The sequence below is a fragment of the Pantoea sp. T14 genome, from assembly GCF_036663535.1.
Lineage (GTDB): Bacteria > Pseudomonadota > Gammaproteobacteria > Enterobacterales > Enterobacteriaceae > Pantoea > Pantoea phytostimulans.
The window spans coordinates 1-13,312 of record NZ_JAWUEB010000004.1 but is presented as its reverse complement, the minus strand read 5'-3'; the positions used below and the strand labels follow the sequence as shown (position 1 = coordinate 13,312).

The window sequence follows — 13,312 nt, the reverse complement described above, 5'->3', positions numbered from 1 at the left end:
GGTTTTTTTATGTCTTTAATTTAACTTGTTCCATTCATCGCGGCTGATACCAATATCTTTCAACTGAGTATCACTCAGCCTCGACAATATTATTCGCGTTTCGCGGCGCAGCTGCCAATTTTTAAAGCTATGCCATAAAACGCGTATCAAAAGGAGTGGGGTCCCTGAAAAAGGTTTCGCTGCTCGATTCTCTTCATATCCCATGATCTTACCCTCAGTAATGTGCCTGAGAGTTATTTTCGGCTTCTAAACTGTAATGATACAGACTCAAAAATCACCTTTATTTAACATACAGATTGCAATGTAATCGAACTGAATGGTAAAAATAACCTCAATCTGTATTGAATTATTTCTTATACGCTTAACGTGAGGCATACGATGACGCGCTATCAACATCTGGCAACGCTGCTGGCTCAGCGTATTGAACAGGGTCTTTATCGCAGTGGTGAACGTCTGCCCTCAGTACGTACGTTAAGCGCTGAGCATGGCGTCAGTATTAGCACCGTGCAGCAGGCGTATCATCTGCTTGAGGAGAAACAGCTAATCACGCCACAACCTCGCTCTGGCTATTTTGTTGCCTCGAGAAAAGCAACGCCGCCGATGCCTGCCTTGACGCGTCCAGCACAGCGACCAGTAGAAATTACGCAATGGGATGGGGTGCTTGAGTTGCTGGATAGCCGTTTAGAAGATGACATTCTGCAATTGGGTAGCGGCATGCCAGATCTAACGCAGTCAACGTTAAAGCCACTCTGGAAAGCCTTTAGCCGTCAGGCGCAAAAGCAGGAGACGTATCTACTTAACTACGACAATCTTTATGGTGTCGTTGCACTGCGCGAACAAATTGCGCGCCTGTCAATTGATAGCGGTTGTCAGCTCACCGCTGAAGACATTGTCATTACGACGGGGTGTCATGAAGCTTTGTCGGTTTCAATTCGCGCTGTATGTGAGCCGGGCGACATCATTGCTGTTGAGTCGCCTTCGTTTCACGGCATTATGCAAACGCTGCGTGGTTTTGGTATTCGCGCCATCGAAATCCCTACCGATTCGGTGAGTGGAATTAGCCTTGAAGCATTAGAGCTGGCGTTTGAGCAATGGCCAATCAAAGCCGTTGTTGTCGTGCCCAATTGTAATAATCCGCTGGGTTTCATCATGCCCGAAAATCGTAAACGCGCCTTGCTGGCTTTAGTGCAACGTTTTGATGCTGCGGTCATTGAGGATGACGTGTACGGCGAGCTCGCATGGGAATATCCACGTCCATCCACCATCAAATCTTTGGATGTGGATGGCCGCGTTTTGCTGTGCAGCTCATTTTCCAAAACACTGGCACCGGGTCTGCGTGTTGGTTGGGTTGCACCGGGTCGTTATCGCGATCGCGTATTACATATGAAATATATCGTCACCGGTTCTACTGCAACCCAGCCGCAGCATGCAGTGGCCGATTTCATTCGGCAGGGACATTATTTACCGCATCTGCGTCGTATGCGGCAGCTCTATCAGCGCAACTATGAAACTTTTAATTGCTGGGTGCGTCACTATTTCCCGTGTGGAATCTGTGTATCACGTCCACAAGGTGGCTTCCTGATGTGGGTCGAATTGCCAGAGGCATTTGATGCTGTTCGCCTTAATCGTGAACTGCGTGAATCACATATCCAAATTGCTGTCGGTTCGCTGTTTTCCGCGTCGGGTAAATATCGTAATTGCCTGCGGCTGAATTATGGACTGCCGTTAACGGACAAAACGGAGCAGGCATTGATGCTGGTGGGCAAGGCAATAGAACGTGCTATGGCAACCTGTGCGCACGAAACGACTCAAGAGCAACAAATCGAAATCCTTGCAGCTAAGTAGTTGAGGAAGCAGGGCCAGAAAGAGGGAGAAACTGGCCCTGGCCAGGCAACGTTGTCTGGCGAGAACAACTCTACCAAGTAACAAAAAACGCGCCAGTGACTAACTTTGTCACTGCGCGCGGCTTTCCAGCTTTACCTGTTCGTTTGCAGAAGTAATAACGTTAATGCGTAGCAGATTACAGAATGCGATTAAATAACCGCTTCCGGTTCGGCCAATGCCAGTAAGGTTCGCGTTGCTTCACGCCAATCCGCTGCTTGTGTAATTGCACTAACCACAGCAATGCTACCCACACCGGTTGCCAATACTTCTGGCGCTCGCGCGATACTGATACCGCCAATCGCCACGGTGGGGATATCTTGCAAACGTGCCAGATGGCGCTTCAGTTCAGTCAGCCCTTGCGGCGCAGAAGGCATCTCTTTGGTTTGCGTTGGAAAAATATGTCCAAGTGCAATGTAGGAAGGGCGCAATGCCAGCGCACGATCCAGTTCAGCATCATCATGCGTAGAAATACCCAGCCGTAATCCAGCCTGATTGATCAGCGCCAAATTCGCGACATCCAAATCCTCCTGACCAAGATGCACACCATACGCGTTGTGCTTGATGGCTAATCGCCAGTAATCATTAATAAACAGGCGTGCACGATACTGCTTACCCAACGCGATCGCCTGAACAATAGCGGGTTCGACTGCCTCATCAGGCTGATCTTTGATTCGTAGTTGAAGAGTACGCACGCCCGCTTTCAACAGGCGTTCAATCCACTCAACGTTATCAACCACCGGATAAAGCCCTAAACGTGGTGAAGTGGTGGGAAATGCATTCATAATTTTTCCTCCAGAGTCGTATCCGCTGGGTGATAAAGCTCACCTCCACGACTGCGAAAATTTTCAGACATCTGCGCCATACCCATTTCAATCGGCTGCGCTGCGGCTTCTTGTTGTGCGGCATATTCACGCACTTCCTGCGTGATTTTCATTGAGCAAAATTTCGGGCCACACATTGAGCAAAAATGCGCCACCTTGCCCGATTCTTGCGGTAGCGTTTCATCGTGATAGGCGCGCGCGGTATGGGGATCTAACGCCAGATTAAACTGATCTTCCCAACGGAATTCGAAACGCGCTTTGGACATGGCGTTATCGCGAATTTGCGCGCCAGGATGCCCTTTGGCGAGATCGGCGGCGTGAGCAGCAATTTTGTAAGTGATTAAGCCTTGCTTTACATCTTCTTTATTCGGCAAGCCAAGATGCTCTTTTGGCGTGACGTAACACAGCATCGCACAGCCAAACCAGCCAATCATGGCTGCGCCAATACCGGAAGTGAAGTGATCGTAACCCGGTGCGATGTCAGTTGTTAGTGGGCCGAGCGTATAAAAAGGGGCTTCATGGCAATGTTCAAGCTGTTCGGTCATGTTGCGGCGTATCATCTGCATCGGAACGTGGCCAGGGCCTTCAATCATTACCTGTACGTCATATTCCCAGGCAATCTTCGTCAATTCACCCAACGTATGCAGCTCGGCAAACTGCGCTTCATCGTTGGCATCCTGAATAGAACCTGGGCGTAAGCCATCTCCCAACGAAAGCGAGACGTCGTATGCGGCGCAAATTTCACAAATCTCCCGAAAATGCTGATAGAGAAAGCTCTCTTTGTGATGTGACAGGCACCATTTGGCCATAATCGAACCGCCACGCGAGACAATGCCGGTCAGGCGTTTTGCCGTCATCGGCACGTAACGCAGCAGCACGCCAGCATGAATCGTAAAGTAGTCGACACCTTGCTCAGCCTGTTCTAGCAGCGTATCGCGGAAGATTTCCCAGTTAAGATCCTCTGCCACGCCATTCACTTTTTCCAGCGCCTGATAAATCGGTACGGTGCCAATCGGAACCGGGCTGTTACGCAAAATCCACTCACGTGTTTCGTGTATATAACGGCCGGTGGAGAGATCCATTACCGTGTCAGCACCCCAACGCGTTGACCACACTAATTTTTCCACTTCTTCTTCAATAGAGGAGGTTACTGCCGAGTTCCCGATATTGGCATTCACCTTCACCAAAAAGTTGCGACCAATAATCATCGGCTCCGATTCGGGGTGATTAATATTGGCGGGAATAATGGCGCGACCCTCGGCGACTTCCTGGCGCACAAACTCCGGCGTAATATTTTCCGGTAAATTAGCACCGAAACTGTATCCCGGATGCTGTTGCAGCAGCACTTCACCACGTATGCGCTCGCGGCCCATATTTTCTCGCAGTGCGATGTACTCCATTTCTGGCGTGATGATGCCCTGACGCGCGTAGTGCAATTGTGTTACCCGGCGACCGGCCTTGGCACGTCGCGGTTGAGGTAAATGCTCGAAACGCAAATGATCAAGACCGTCATCGGCCAAACGCTGCTGCGTGTAAGTCGAGCTAATTTGCGTGAGATTTTCGCTGTCATCGCGATCGTTAATCCAGCCAGCACGCAGTTTTTCAAGACCGCGATGCACATCAATCTGCGCGTCTGGATCACCATAAGCGCCTGCCGTGTCATACACCGGCACGGCTTCATTCTCTTCGAAGCGAGGTTCGTCCTTGGTACCGCCAATTTGGGTGGCGCTGAGTTGAATTTCACGCATTGGCACGCGAATGTCAGCACGGCTACCGGTAATCCAAATGCGTTTAGAGTGGGGGAATGCACTGCCGCCTTGCAGGGAATCGATAAATTCCTGCGCCTGGGCGCGTTGTTCGCGACGATTGGTTTTCGAAGTAGACATAGCAATTTTCCAGTTAAGGGGGAACGTTGCTTGTCCGGAGTTCGGAAGGAGTAAGCGATACGATGGACAAAAATAGTGCCAGCGTACTAAGAAAATTTACTCTTGTTCCCTACGCAGGTTCTAACCTGGTCAGGTTCCGCGGATCCCGAATAAACGGTCTCAGCCCGAAGGCACTCCGACAAGAAATTAAAAACGGGTTTATCAGACTGGCGTCATCAAAACCCGTTCAGCATAAAAGGGCTTTTAGGTAATCACAAGACTTTTACATGTGATTAACGTTAAGCGGGACGAGCCATCTGGCTGTCATTGGCGACCGGCGGGCGCGCCAGCTGTTGATCCCACGCCAGCTGAATCAATTTATCTTCCAGCGTGAAGCGGGTTTCTAAAACTTCGCCGACTTCAGAAAGCGCTTTCTGGAAAGTCACGCAGTTATCATCGTCAATTGCCTGTTGCAAATGACCATCATACAGCTGCATCAAACGTTCCGTATTGGCTTCAAGCGGCGGATAGATCTGCGCAGCAGCAATCATCGGACTGTCGCCACTCATTTCACTAATAATGCGCTCGTAAATATTGAAGTGTCCGGCAGAAAGGTAATCCACCAAGCCGTGACAAAAATTATCCAACGCCTGTTCATCCAGCGTCGTTAAAGCTTCTTTATTGGGTTTCAATCCTACCAAATGGTAATAGGCGACTAAGAGTTGGCGACGGGCTTCAAGCCACGAATCCACCAGTTCGTTGCTGCCACCTACGCGCTCGGCCAGGACGTCTAACTGGTTAAGCATATCTAACTCCATGTGAGTTATAGTTGTTTATCTACACACTTAACATCAGGACTTCAGCGTGCCATTTGACGCTAAGGATGACGAAAAAAATGCAATTCGAGATCACAAGCGTAGACGCTGGATGGTGGGTTGTCAGCCATGAGCAAAAACTTTGGCTGCCACAAGGTGAATTACCGCATGGACCTGCAGAAAAATTCGGTCTGACTGGCACTAAAGGTCAGGTTATCGGCGAGTGGCTAGGTGAAAAAGTGTGGCTCATTTGCGAAGCGCGATCTGAAAGCATGTTCTCGGTACGTCAATTAATCGATGAAGAAGTTGGCCTGTTTCAACTCGCTGGGCGCGGTGTTCAACTGGCAGAGTTTTATCGATCCCATCGCTGGTGCGGCTATTGCGGTCACGAAATGAACCGCAGCAAACATGAATTTGCCTGTTTGTGTAGTCATTGTCGTGAGCGTTATTACCCGCAGATCGCGCCTTGTATCATTGTTGCGATTCGTCGGGGTGATGAAATCCTGCTGGCGAATCATGCGCGACAACGTAATAACATTTATACCGTGCTGGCGGGATTCGTCGAGGTGGGCGAAACGCTGGAGCAAGCTGTGGCGCGTGAAGTGATGGAAGAGAGCAATGTGCGGGTTAAAAATGTGCGTTACGTGACGTCACAACCCTGGCCTTTTCCACAATCATTGATGGTGGCGTTTATGGCTGAGTATGAGAGCGGGGATCTGCAACATGACGGCAAAGAGTTGCTGGATGCAGGTTGGTTCCGCTATGACGCGCTGCCAATGCTACCGCCGCCAGGCACCGTGGCGCGCCGCTTGATAGAAGATACCGTCGCCATCTGCCGCGCCGGAGCATAAGGAAAGTGCTACACTACGCGCTTGAAATTGAGAGAGCCTTAAAATGACTGAACTGAAGAATGATCGTTATCTGCGCGCCCTGTTACGTCAGCCGGTTGATGTCACGCCGGTCTGGATGATGCGACAAGCTGGACGTTATTTACCGGAATACAAAGCGACCCGCGCCGAAGCCGGCGATTTTATGTCGCTGTGTAAAAACGCCGAGCTGGCTTGCGAAGTTACGCTACAGCCGCTGCGTCGTTATGAACTGGATGCGGCGATCCTCTTCAGCGATATCTTAACGATTCCCGATGCGATGGGGCTTGGACTTTACTTCGAAACCGGTGAAGGCCCGCGCTTTTCAAACCCAATTACCTGTCGAGCCGATGTTGAGCGCCTGCCGATCCCCGATCCTGAACAGGAACTGGGTTATGTTATGAACGCTGTGCGCACTATTCGTAAGAATCTAAAAGGCGAAGTGCCGCTGATTGGCTTCTCAGGCAGCCCGTGGACGCTGGCAACGTATATGGTCGAAGGCGGCAGCAGCAAAGCCTTTACTAAAATCAAAAAGATGATGTACGCCGATCCCACAACGCTGCATGCGATGCTGAACAAGCTGGCAGACAGCGTCATTTTGTACTTGAATGCACAGATACGTGCCGGTGCGCAGTCGGTAATGGTGTTCGATACTTGGGGTGGGGTGTTGACGGGTCGAGATTATCGCGAGTTCTCGCTTTATTACATGCATAAAATTGTCGATAGCGTTTTGCATGAAAATGAAGGGCGCCGCGTGCCGATTACGTTGTTCACCAAAGGTGGCGGGCAATGGCTGGAAGCGATGGCGGAAACGGGTTGTGATGCGCTCGGCCTCGACTGGACAACTGATATCGGTGACGCTCGCCGTCGCGTAGGTGACAAAGTCGCCTTGCAAGGCAACATGGATCCTTCCATGCTTTATGCACCACCTGCACGTATTGAGCAGGAAGTCGCGGGAATTCTGGAAAGCTTTGGCAAAGGTGATGGTCACGTATTCAACCTGGGTCACGGCATTCATCAGGATGTCCCACCTGAACACGCGGGCACGTTTGTTGAAGCCGTGCATCGCTTATCTCGTCCATGGCACCAGGAGTAAATATGGATATTGCCGCACTACGTGCCGAGCAGCTTCAACGCGCCGCAGACGTGGTGCGTGAGGATGATTTTGACGTGTTGCCGCCACGCTTTATCGGCGGCGCAGACGTTGGCTTTGAGCAAGAGGGTACCATCACGCGTGCCGCTCTGGTCATCCTTGAGTATCCTTCTCTGAAGCTGGTGGAACATCGCATTGCGCGTATCGAAACCACCATGCCGTATATTCCCGGTTTCCTCTCTTTCCGTGAGTATCCCGCGTTAATGGCGGCATGGCAGATGCTTGAGCAAAAACCCGATCTGTTATTTGTTGATGGCCACGGTATTTCGCATCCTCGTCGGCTGGGTGTTGCATCGCACTTTGGCTTGCTGGTGGATGTTCCTACGATTGGCGTCGCTAAGCGTCGCTTATGTGGTCGTTATCAAGACGTTGACCCACAACCGGGGAGCCGCCAGCCGCTGATCGACAAAGGTGAGCAAATCGGTTGGGTATGGCGTAGCAAACAGCGTTGTAACCCCTTGTTCATTGCGACCGGGCATCGTGTTAGCCTGGACAGTGCGCTGCATTGGGTTGAAAACTGTACGCGCGGCTATCGTTTGCCTGAGCCTACGCGCTGGGCGGATGCTGTCGCTTCAAATCGTACCGCCTTTCAGCGTTGGCAAAACACGCTTTAACGCTGTTTACGCGGCATTTTTACGATACACTGCCGCCAGCTAAACGAATAAGAGCCACCTTCATGTTACAAAATCCCGTTCATCTGCGTCTGGCAAAGCTGGAAAGCTGGCAACACCTGACCTTTATGGCTTGCCTGTGCGAACGCATGTATCCCAATTACTGGGCTTTTTGCGAGCAGACGCAGTTTGCCGATCCGGCGCTTTACCGTCGTATTCTCGATTTGATTTGGGAAAACCTGACGGTCAAAGATGCAAAGATTAATTTTGATAGCCAACTTGAGAAGCTGGAAGCTGCTATTCCTGATGGCGAAGCTTTTGAGGTTTACGGCGTTTATCCGGCTATCGATGCCTGTGTGGCATTAAGCGAAGTGCTCCATGCACAGTTAAGTGGTGAGACGCTGGAACATGCCATTGAAGTCAGCGAAAGCTCAATCACCACGATAGCGATGCTGGAAATGACTCAGGCAGGTCGTGAAATGACCGATGAAGAGCTGCGTGAAAACCCAGCAATAATCGATGAATGGGACCTGCAATGGGAGATTTTTCGCCTGCTCGCGGACTGTGAAGAGCGTGACCTTGAATTAATCAAAGGACTCCGATCGGACCTGCGTGAAGCGGGAATCAGTAACATCGGTATAAAATTTCAGCAGTAAGGCGAGAAAACGTGACTTCAGGCCCGAATTAGCGCGCCTGGAGGCTTCACATCGGCCCCCTGTCTGGTCTACATTTGGGGGGCTGAAAATTGTGGCTATCGGTGCGTGCTGGCTGGAGAGTGCCAGATTGTGGCTTTTCCCTCGCACTCGTTGCTTAGCAAGCGATAAATACACTTTAAGGATAACTTATGAACAAGACTCAACTGATTGATGTAATCGCAGAAAAAGCTGACCTGTCTAAAACCCAGGCAAAGGCAGCGCTGGAATCAACTCTGGCTGCGATCACTGAGTCTCTGAAAGATGGTGATGCTGTACAACTGGTTGGTTTTGGTACTTTTAAAGTGAACCACCGCGCTGAGCGTACCGGTCGCAACCCGCAGACTGGCAATGAGATCAAAATCGCTGCAGCAAACGTACCGGCATTCGTGTCTGGTAAAGCGCTGAAAGACGCCGTTAAGTAAGACGTCGCACTGCGGTCAAGCTTTAAAACAGGGGGCGTTTTCGCCCCTTTTGTTTAAGGGGTTAAACATCATGACTCCGCTGTTCCGGCGTTTTCCCACCCTGATTCTCTCCTTGTTACTTATTGGGTGCAGTTCGACCCCTGATATTCCTGCTTTTTCTGCCAGTGGTTATCTTGCCGATCGCGGTGCCGTGCGTATGTGGCGCAAGAATAGCGACCATCAGGCAACGCATTTACGTACGATCTTTACTCCTTTTAATGGCGATGCGGTTGAAACCACGGATTATATCTGGCTTGAAGATTCGCTCATTAGCGTGCAGCGAAAAATAAACGGCGATACGCCAGATGATGTCACGCTGCGTTTTGACCAGGAAGGCAGCCTCAACTTTATGCAGCGGCAGCTTGCCGGACGACGTGAAGCTGTCAGCTCAGATTCAGTCGAACTCTATAAGTTTGACGCTCAGCGCATGCATAAAGTGAGTGATGCACTGTTAAGTGGCCGCGTGTTTCTCAAGCAAGGCCATTGGCAAGGCGGCAACGTCATTCAAACTTGTGAAGGGCAGCGTGTGACGCCTTCATTTGATGCACTGGCGTTACAGACTTTAGCGCAGCAGCAGCGTAGCGCGCATGCGCCGTTGATGGTTTCATGGCTGGAAGCACCGGAAGGTGTTCAGTTGTTGCGAGTCAGTTCGCAGGATGATTGCGCAGAGCAACCTAAAGAAGCGGATTTTTGAAGAGATGAAAAGGGGCACTGCGTGCCCCTTTTGCTTACTTGCGGTTAATGGCGCGATAACCAATATCGTGACGACAGAAGCTGCCTTGCCATGAAATAGGCTTGGTTAGCTCATACGCACGCTTCTGTGCAGCAGCCACATCATCGCCTAACGCCGTAACACACAGCACGCGGCCACCATTAGTCAGTACCAAATCGTCTTCAAGACGTGTGCCAGCATGGAAGACTTTGCCGTCAGCAACTTCTTCAAGCGGCAGACCATGAATCTGATCGCCATTGTTGTAGTGACCCGGATAGCCACCCGCTGCCAAAACCACGCCCAATGAAGGACGCGGATCCCACTTCGAATCTTTTTGATCCAGTTTGCCTTCACAGGCTGCCAGGCAAAGATCAACCAGATCCGATTGCAGGCGCAGCATGATCGGTTGAGTTTCTGGATCGCCAAAGCGGCAGTTAAATTCGATCACTTTCGGCTGACCTGATTGATCGATCATTAAGCCTGCGTACAGAAAGCCGGTATAAACGTTGCCTTCTGAAGCCATGCCGCGCACGGTAGGCCAAATGACTTGATCCATCACACGCTGGTGGATTTCATCAGTGACGACAGGAGCAGGTGAATATGCGCCCATGCCGCCAGTGTTCGGTCCGGTATCGCCATCACCGACACGTTTGTGATCCTGACTAGTGGCCATAGGCAACACGTTCTCGCCATCGACCATCACGATAAAGCTGGCTTCTTCACCCTCAAGAAACTCTTCAATAACGATGCGGTGTCCAGCATCGCCAAATGCATTACCTGCCAGCATATCGTTAACGGCGTCTTCAGCTTCTTGCTGCGTCATCGCAACAATAACGCCTTTTCCCGCAGCAAGGCCGTCCGCTTTGATGACAATCGGTGCGCCTTTTTCGCGCAGATAGGCCAGCGCAGGTTCGACTTCCGTAAAGTTCTGGTATTCCGCTGAAGGAATTTTATGGCGTGCCAGGAAGTCTTTCGTGAAGGCTTTTGAACCTTCCAATTGGGCTGCGGCTTGCGTTGGGCCAAAAATTTTCAGGCCTGCGGCGCGAAAAGCATCAACGACGCCAATCACCAACGGAGCTTCTGGACCGACAATCGTCAGGTCAATCTTTTCGCGTTGAGCGAATTCCAGCAAAGCAGCGATATCCGTTGGATTGATGGCGATGTTTTGCAGCGCAGGTTCTAATGCAGTGCCCGCATTGCCCGGGGCAACGAAAACGGTTTCAGCCAATGGCGATTGAGCTGCTTTCCATGCCAGCGCATGTTCACGTCCGCCATTTCCGATGACTAAAATTTTCATTTCTAACTCTCCAAACGATTAGTGACGGAAGTGACGCATTTCAGTGAAGATCATGGCGATACCGTGTTCATCGGCAGCAGCAATCACTTCATCATCACGAATGGAACCGCCTGGCTGAATCACACAGCTAATGCCAACTGCGGCAGCAGCATCAATACCGTCACGGAAGGGGAAGAAAGCATCCGATGCCATTGCAGACCCTTTAACGTCCAATCCTTCATCGCTCGCTTTGATACCTGCAATCTTGGCGGAGTAAACGCGGCTCATTTGACCGGCACCAATACCGATGGTCATATTGTCGCGTGCATAGACAATCGCATTCGATTTAACAAATTTCGCCACCTTCCAGCAGAACAGTGCATCACGCAGTTCTTGCTCAGTGGGCTGGCGTTTGCTGACTACGCGAAGCTGACTGGCTTCGACCATACCTAAATCGCGGTCCTGCACCAACAAACCGCCATTGACGCGTTTGAAATCCAAGCCTTTTGTCCGCTCTTGCCACTGCCCGCACACTAAAACACGTACGTTTTGCTTGCTGGCCGTTATCTTCAATGCGGCTTCGCTTGCGGAAGGAGCAATGATCACTTCAACAAACTGGCGACTGATGATTGCCTGCGCGGTGGCTTCATCTAACTCACGGTTAAAGGCAATAATGCCGCCGAAAGCAGAAGTAGGATCGGTTTTGTAGGCGCGCTCATAAGCAGCGAGAATGGATTCGCCGACGGCCACACCGCAAGGGTTTGCATGCTTGACGATAACGCAGGCAGGTTCGCTGAATTCTTTGACGCACTCTAACGCAGCATCAGTATCAGCAATGTTGTTGTAAGAAAGCGCTTTGCCTTGAACCTGCTGCGCAGTGGCGACAGAAGCTTCTTGCACATTCTCTTCTATATAGAAGGCAGCGTCCTGATGGCTGTTTTCGCCATAACGCATATCCTGCTTCTTGATGAAGTTAAGATTCAAAGTCCGTGGGAAGCGGCCCGCAGGTTCATTGCTTCCGCCATGATAAGCAGGAACCAGGCTACCGAAGTAGTTGGCAATCATGCTGTCGTAGGCAGCAGTATGCTCGAAAGCTTTGATCGCAAGATCAAAGCGGGTTTCTAGCTTCAGAGAGTTTTCGTTAGCATCCAGCTCGGCAATGATCGCCTCGTAGTCACTGCTCTTCACTACAATCGCCACATCTTTATGGTTTTTAGCCGCAGAGCGCACCATTGTCGGGCCGCCGATATCAATGTTTTCTACGGCGTCTTCAAGAGAGCAACCTTCACGCGCGACAGTTTGAGCGAAGGGATAGAGGTTAACGACCACCATGTCGATTGGGCTGATAGTGTGCTGCGCCATGATGTCATCGTCCTGACCGCGACGACCCAAAATACCGCCATGTACTTTCGGGTGCAGCGTTTTGACGCGTCCATCCATCATTTCCGGGAAACCGGTGTAGTCAGACACTTCTGTGACAGATAGCCCCGCGTCAGCGAGTAGGCGAGCTGTGCCACCTGTAGAAAGCAGTTCAACACCGCGTTGAGAGAGTGCCTGAGCAAATTCGAGGATACCGGCTTTATCAGAAACACTGAGAAGAGCGCGGCGTACAGGACGACGTTGTTGCATGGTGGTTTTATCCCTTGGCTTTGTTTCGCGTAAATAAGAGCGTTACATCAAGCTTAGCGTGCTCTTCTCTCTATATATAAAGAAAAGAAAGCACGAAAACTTCAGGTAACGCCCCGAAAAGGGGCGTCCGTTACGTCGGCGGCATTGTAGCGAAAACGTTTGCGTGATGCTCGCCTAAATTTATCACGCCGAATAATGTGGATAACTTTGTGTGTAACTGCGTATAAGGCGGGGTTTTGCTGTGGAATGCAGCGAACGGTTGTTTTTGTTGAATTTAACGGTTGCGGATGCCGAACAACTCCCTATAATGCGCATCCATCAACACGGCACACCGGCAACGGGATGACGGATTGAGAGATTCAGGAGACTGGGTCGACGGAGAAAACTTCTGAAAAAGAGGTTGACTCTGAGGAGGGAAAGCGTATTATACGCCCCTCGCGACAGACAGGCTAAGCCGCTGTTCGCACTGCTCTTTAACAATTTATCAGACAATCTGTGTGGGCACTCGCAGGATGGATATCAGC

The 13,312-nt window shown here is 50.8% G+C and carries 13 protein-coding genes and 1 riboswitch; of the genes, 7 read left to right on the top strand and 6 right to left on the bottom strand.

All coding sequences use genetic code 11. The features are described 5' to 3' along the window. Positions 1-15: 15 nt before the first annotated feature. Positions 16-204 (bottom strand): DUF1127 domain-containing protein, encoded by a 189-nt coding sequence (locus SC127_RS01035; RefSeq protein WP_215847942.1) that lies wholly within the window; start codon positions 202-204, stop codon positions 16-18. 174 nt (positions 205-378) lie between these two features. On the opposite strand from SC127_RS01035, the gene SC127_RS01030 reads away from it, so the two are divergent. Then, complete coding sequence (locus SC127_RS01030) at positions 379-1,845, top strand: aminotransferase-like domain-containing protein (protein WP_332624900.1); 1,467 nt, start codon at positions 379-381, stop codon at positions 1,843-1,845. Positions 1,846-2,033: 188 nt separating this feature from the next. Here the strand turns inward: SC127_RS01030 and thiE are convergent, their stop codons facing one another. The 3 genes from thiE to rsd form a co-directional block, all read right to left on the bottom strand. Further along, a complete protein-coding gene (gene thiE / locus SC127_RS01025; protein ID WP_215847940.1) occupies positions 2,034-2,666 on the bottom strand; it encodes a thiamine phosphate synthase in 633 nt (210 codons plus the stop codon). Further along, positions 2,663-4,591, bottom strand: coding sequence for a phosphomethylpyrimidine synthase ThiC (thiC, locus tag SC127_RS01020; protein ID WP_243080119.1), 1,929 nt, complete (start codon positions 4,589-4,591; stop codon positions 2,663-2,665). The genes thiE and thiC overlap by 4 nt, the downstream gene beginning before the upstream one ends. 89 nt (positions 4,592-4,680) lie before the next feature. Then, positions 4,681-4,779: riboswitch (TPP riboswitch) on the bottom strand. Between the two features lie 90 nt (positions 4,780-4,869). Beyond that, complete coding sequence (gene rsd, locus SC127_RS01015) at positions 4,870-5,376, bottom strand: sigma D regulator (RefSeq protein ID WP_215847939.1); 507 nt, start codon at positions 5,374-5,376, stop codon at positions 4,870-4,872. Positions 5,377-5,465: 89 nt separating this feature from the next. Between rsd and nudC the strand changes: the two genes are divergently transcribed. From nudC to SC127_RS00985, 6 genes are all read left to right on the top strand, one after another. After that, on the top strand, positions 5,466-6,236 hold the full coding sequence (gene nudC, locus SC127_RS01010; protein WP_215847938.1) for an NAD(+) diphosphatase: 771 nt from the start codon (positions 5,466-5,468) through the stop codon (positions 6,234-6,236). A gap of 43 nt (positions 6,237-6,279) precedes the next feature. Then, complete coding sequence (hemE, locus tag SC127_RS01005) at positions 6,280-7,347, top strand: uroporphyrinogen decarboxylase (RefSeq protein WP_215847937.1); 1,068 nt, start codon at positions 6,280-6,282, stop codon at positions 7,345-7,347. 2 nt (positions 7,348-7,349) lie between these two features. Continuing rightward, the gene (gene nfi / locus SC127_RS01000; RefSeq protein WP_215847936.1) at positions 7,350-8,018 is read left to right on the top strand and encodes a deoxyribonuclease V; all 669 of its coding nucleotides are present in this window, start codon (positions 7,350-7,352) and stop codon (positions 8,016-8,018) included. Between the two features lie 62 nt (positions 8,019-8,080). Beyond that, the gene (locus tag SC127_RS00995; RefSeq protein WP_215847935.1) at positions 8,081-8,671 is read left to right on the top strand and encodes a YjaG family protein; all 591 of its coding nucleotides are present in this window, start codon (positions 8,081-8,083) and stop codon (positions 8,669-8,671) included. A gap of 188 nt (positions 8,672-8,859) precedes the next feature. Further along, positions 8,860-9,132, top strand: a complete 273-nt coding sequence (gene hupA / locus SC127_RS00990) for a nucleoid-associated protein HU-alpha (protein WP_215847934.1) — start codon at positions 8,860-8,862, stop codon at positions 9,130-9,132. 70 nt (positions 9,133-9,202) lie between these two features. Next, a complete protein-coding gene (locus SC127_RS00985) occupies positions 9,203-9,865 on the top strand; it encodes a DUF1481 domain-containing protein (RefSeq protein ID WP_243080116.1) in 663 nt (220 codons plus the stop codon). Positions 9,866-9,899: 34 nt separating this feature from the next. Here SC127_RS00985 and purD read toward each other — a convergent pair whose 3' ends face one another. Together purD and purH are read right to left on the bottom strand one after the other, a co-directional pair. Further along, positions 9,900-11,180, bottom strand: a complete 1,281-nt coding sequence (gene purD / locus SC127_RS00980) for a phosphoribosylamine--glycine ligase (protein ID WP_332624899.1) — start codon at positions 11,178-11,180, stop codon at positions 9,900-9,902. 18 nt (positions 11,181-11,198) lie between these two features. Then, on the bottom strand, positions 11,199-12,788 hold the full coding sequence (gene purH / locus SC127_RS00975; protein WP_332624898.1) for a bifunctional phosphoribosylaminoimidazolecarboxamide formyltransferase/IMP cyclohydrolase: 1,590 nt from the start codon (positions 12,786-12,788) through the stop codon (positions 11,199-11,201). Positions 12,789-13,312: the final 524 nt, after the last annotated feature.

Excerpts from the sequence above, each read along its gene's own strand:
- SC127_RS01035 (WP_215847942.1), bottom strand. The coding sequence starts at position 204 with ATGGGATATGAAGAGAATCGAGCAGCGAAACCTTTTTCAGGGACCCCA.
- SC127_RS01030 (WP_332624900.1), top strand. The coding sequence starts at position 379 with ATGACGCGCTATCAACATCTGGCAACGCTGCTGGCTCAGCGTATTGAA.
- thiE (WP_215847940.1), bottom strand. The coding sequence starts at position 2,666 with ATGAATGCATTTCCCACCACTTCACCACGTTTAGGGCTTTATCCGGTG.
- thiC (WP_243080119.1), bottom strand. The coding sequence starts at position 4,591 with ATGTCTACTTCGAAAACCAATCGTCGCGAACAACGCGCCCAGGCGCAG.
- rsd (WP_215847939.1), bottom strand. The coding sequence starts at position 5,376 with ATGCTTAACCAGTTAGACGTCCTGGCCGAGCGCGTAGGTGGCAGCAAC.
- nudC (WP_215847938.1), top strand. The coding sequence starts at position 5,466 with ATGCAATTCGAGATCACAAGCGTAGACGCTGGATGGTGGGTTGTCAGC.
- hemE (WP_215847937.1), top strand. The coding sequence starts at position 6,280 with ATGACTGAACTGAAGAATGATCGTTATCTGCGCGCCCTGTTACGTCAG.
- nfi (WP_215847936.1), top strand. The coding sequence starts at position 7,350 with ATGGATATTGCCGCACTACGTGCCGAGCAGCTTCAACGCGCCGCAGAC.
- SC127_RS00995 (WP_215847935.1), top strand. The coding sequence starts at position 8,081 with ATGTTACAAAATCCCGTTCATCTGCGTCTGGCAAAGCTGGAAAGCTGG.
- hupA (WP_215847934.1), top strand. The coding sequence starts at position 8,860 with ATGAACAAGACTCAACTGATTGATGTAATCGCAGAAAAAGCTGACCTG.
- SC127_RS00985 (WP_243080116.1), top strand. The coding sequence starts at position 9,203 with ATGACTCCGCTGTTCCGGCGTTTTCCCACCCTGATTCTCTCCTTGTTA.
- purD (WP_332624899.1), bottom strand. The coding sequence starts at position 11,180 with ATGAAAATTTTAGTCATCGGAAATGGCGGACGTGAACATGCGCTGGCA.
- purH (WP_332624898.1), bottom strand. The coding sequence starts at position 12,788 with ATGCAACAACGTCGTCCTGTACGCCGCGCTCTTCTCAGTGTTTCTGAT.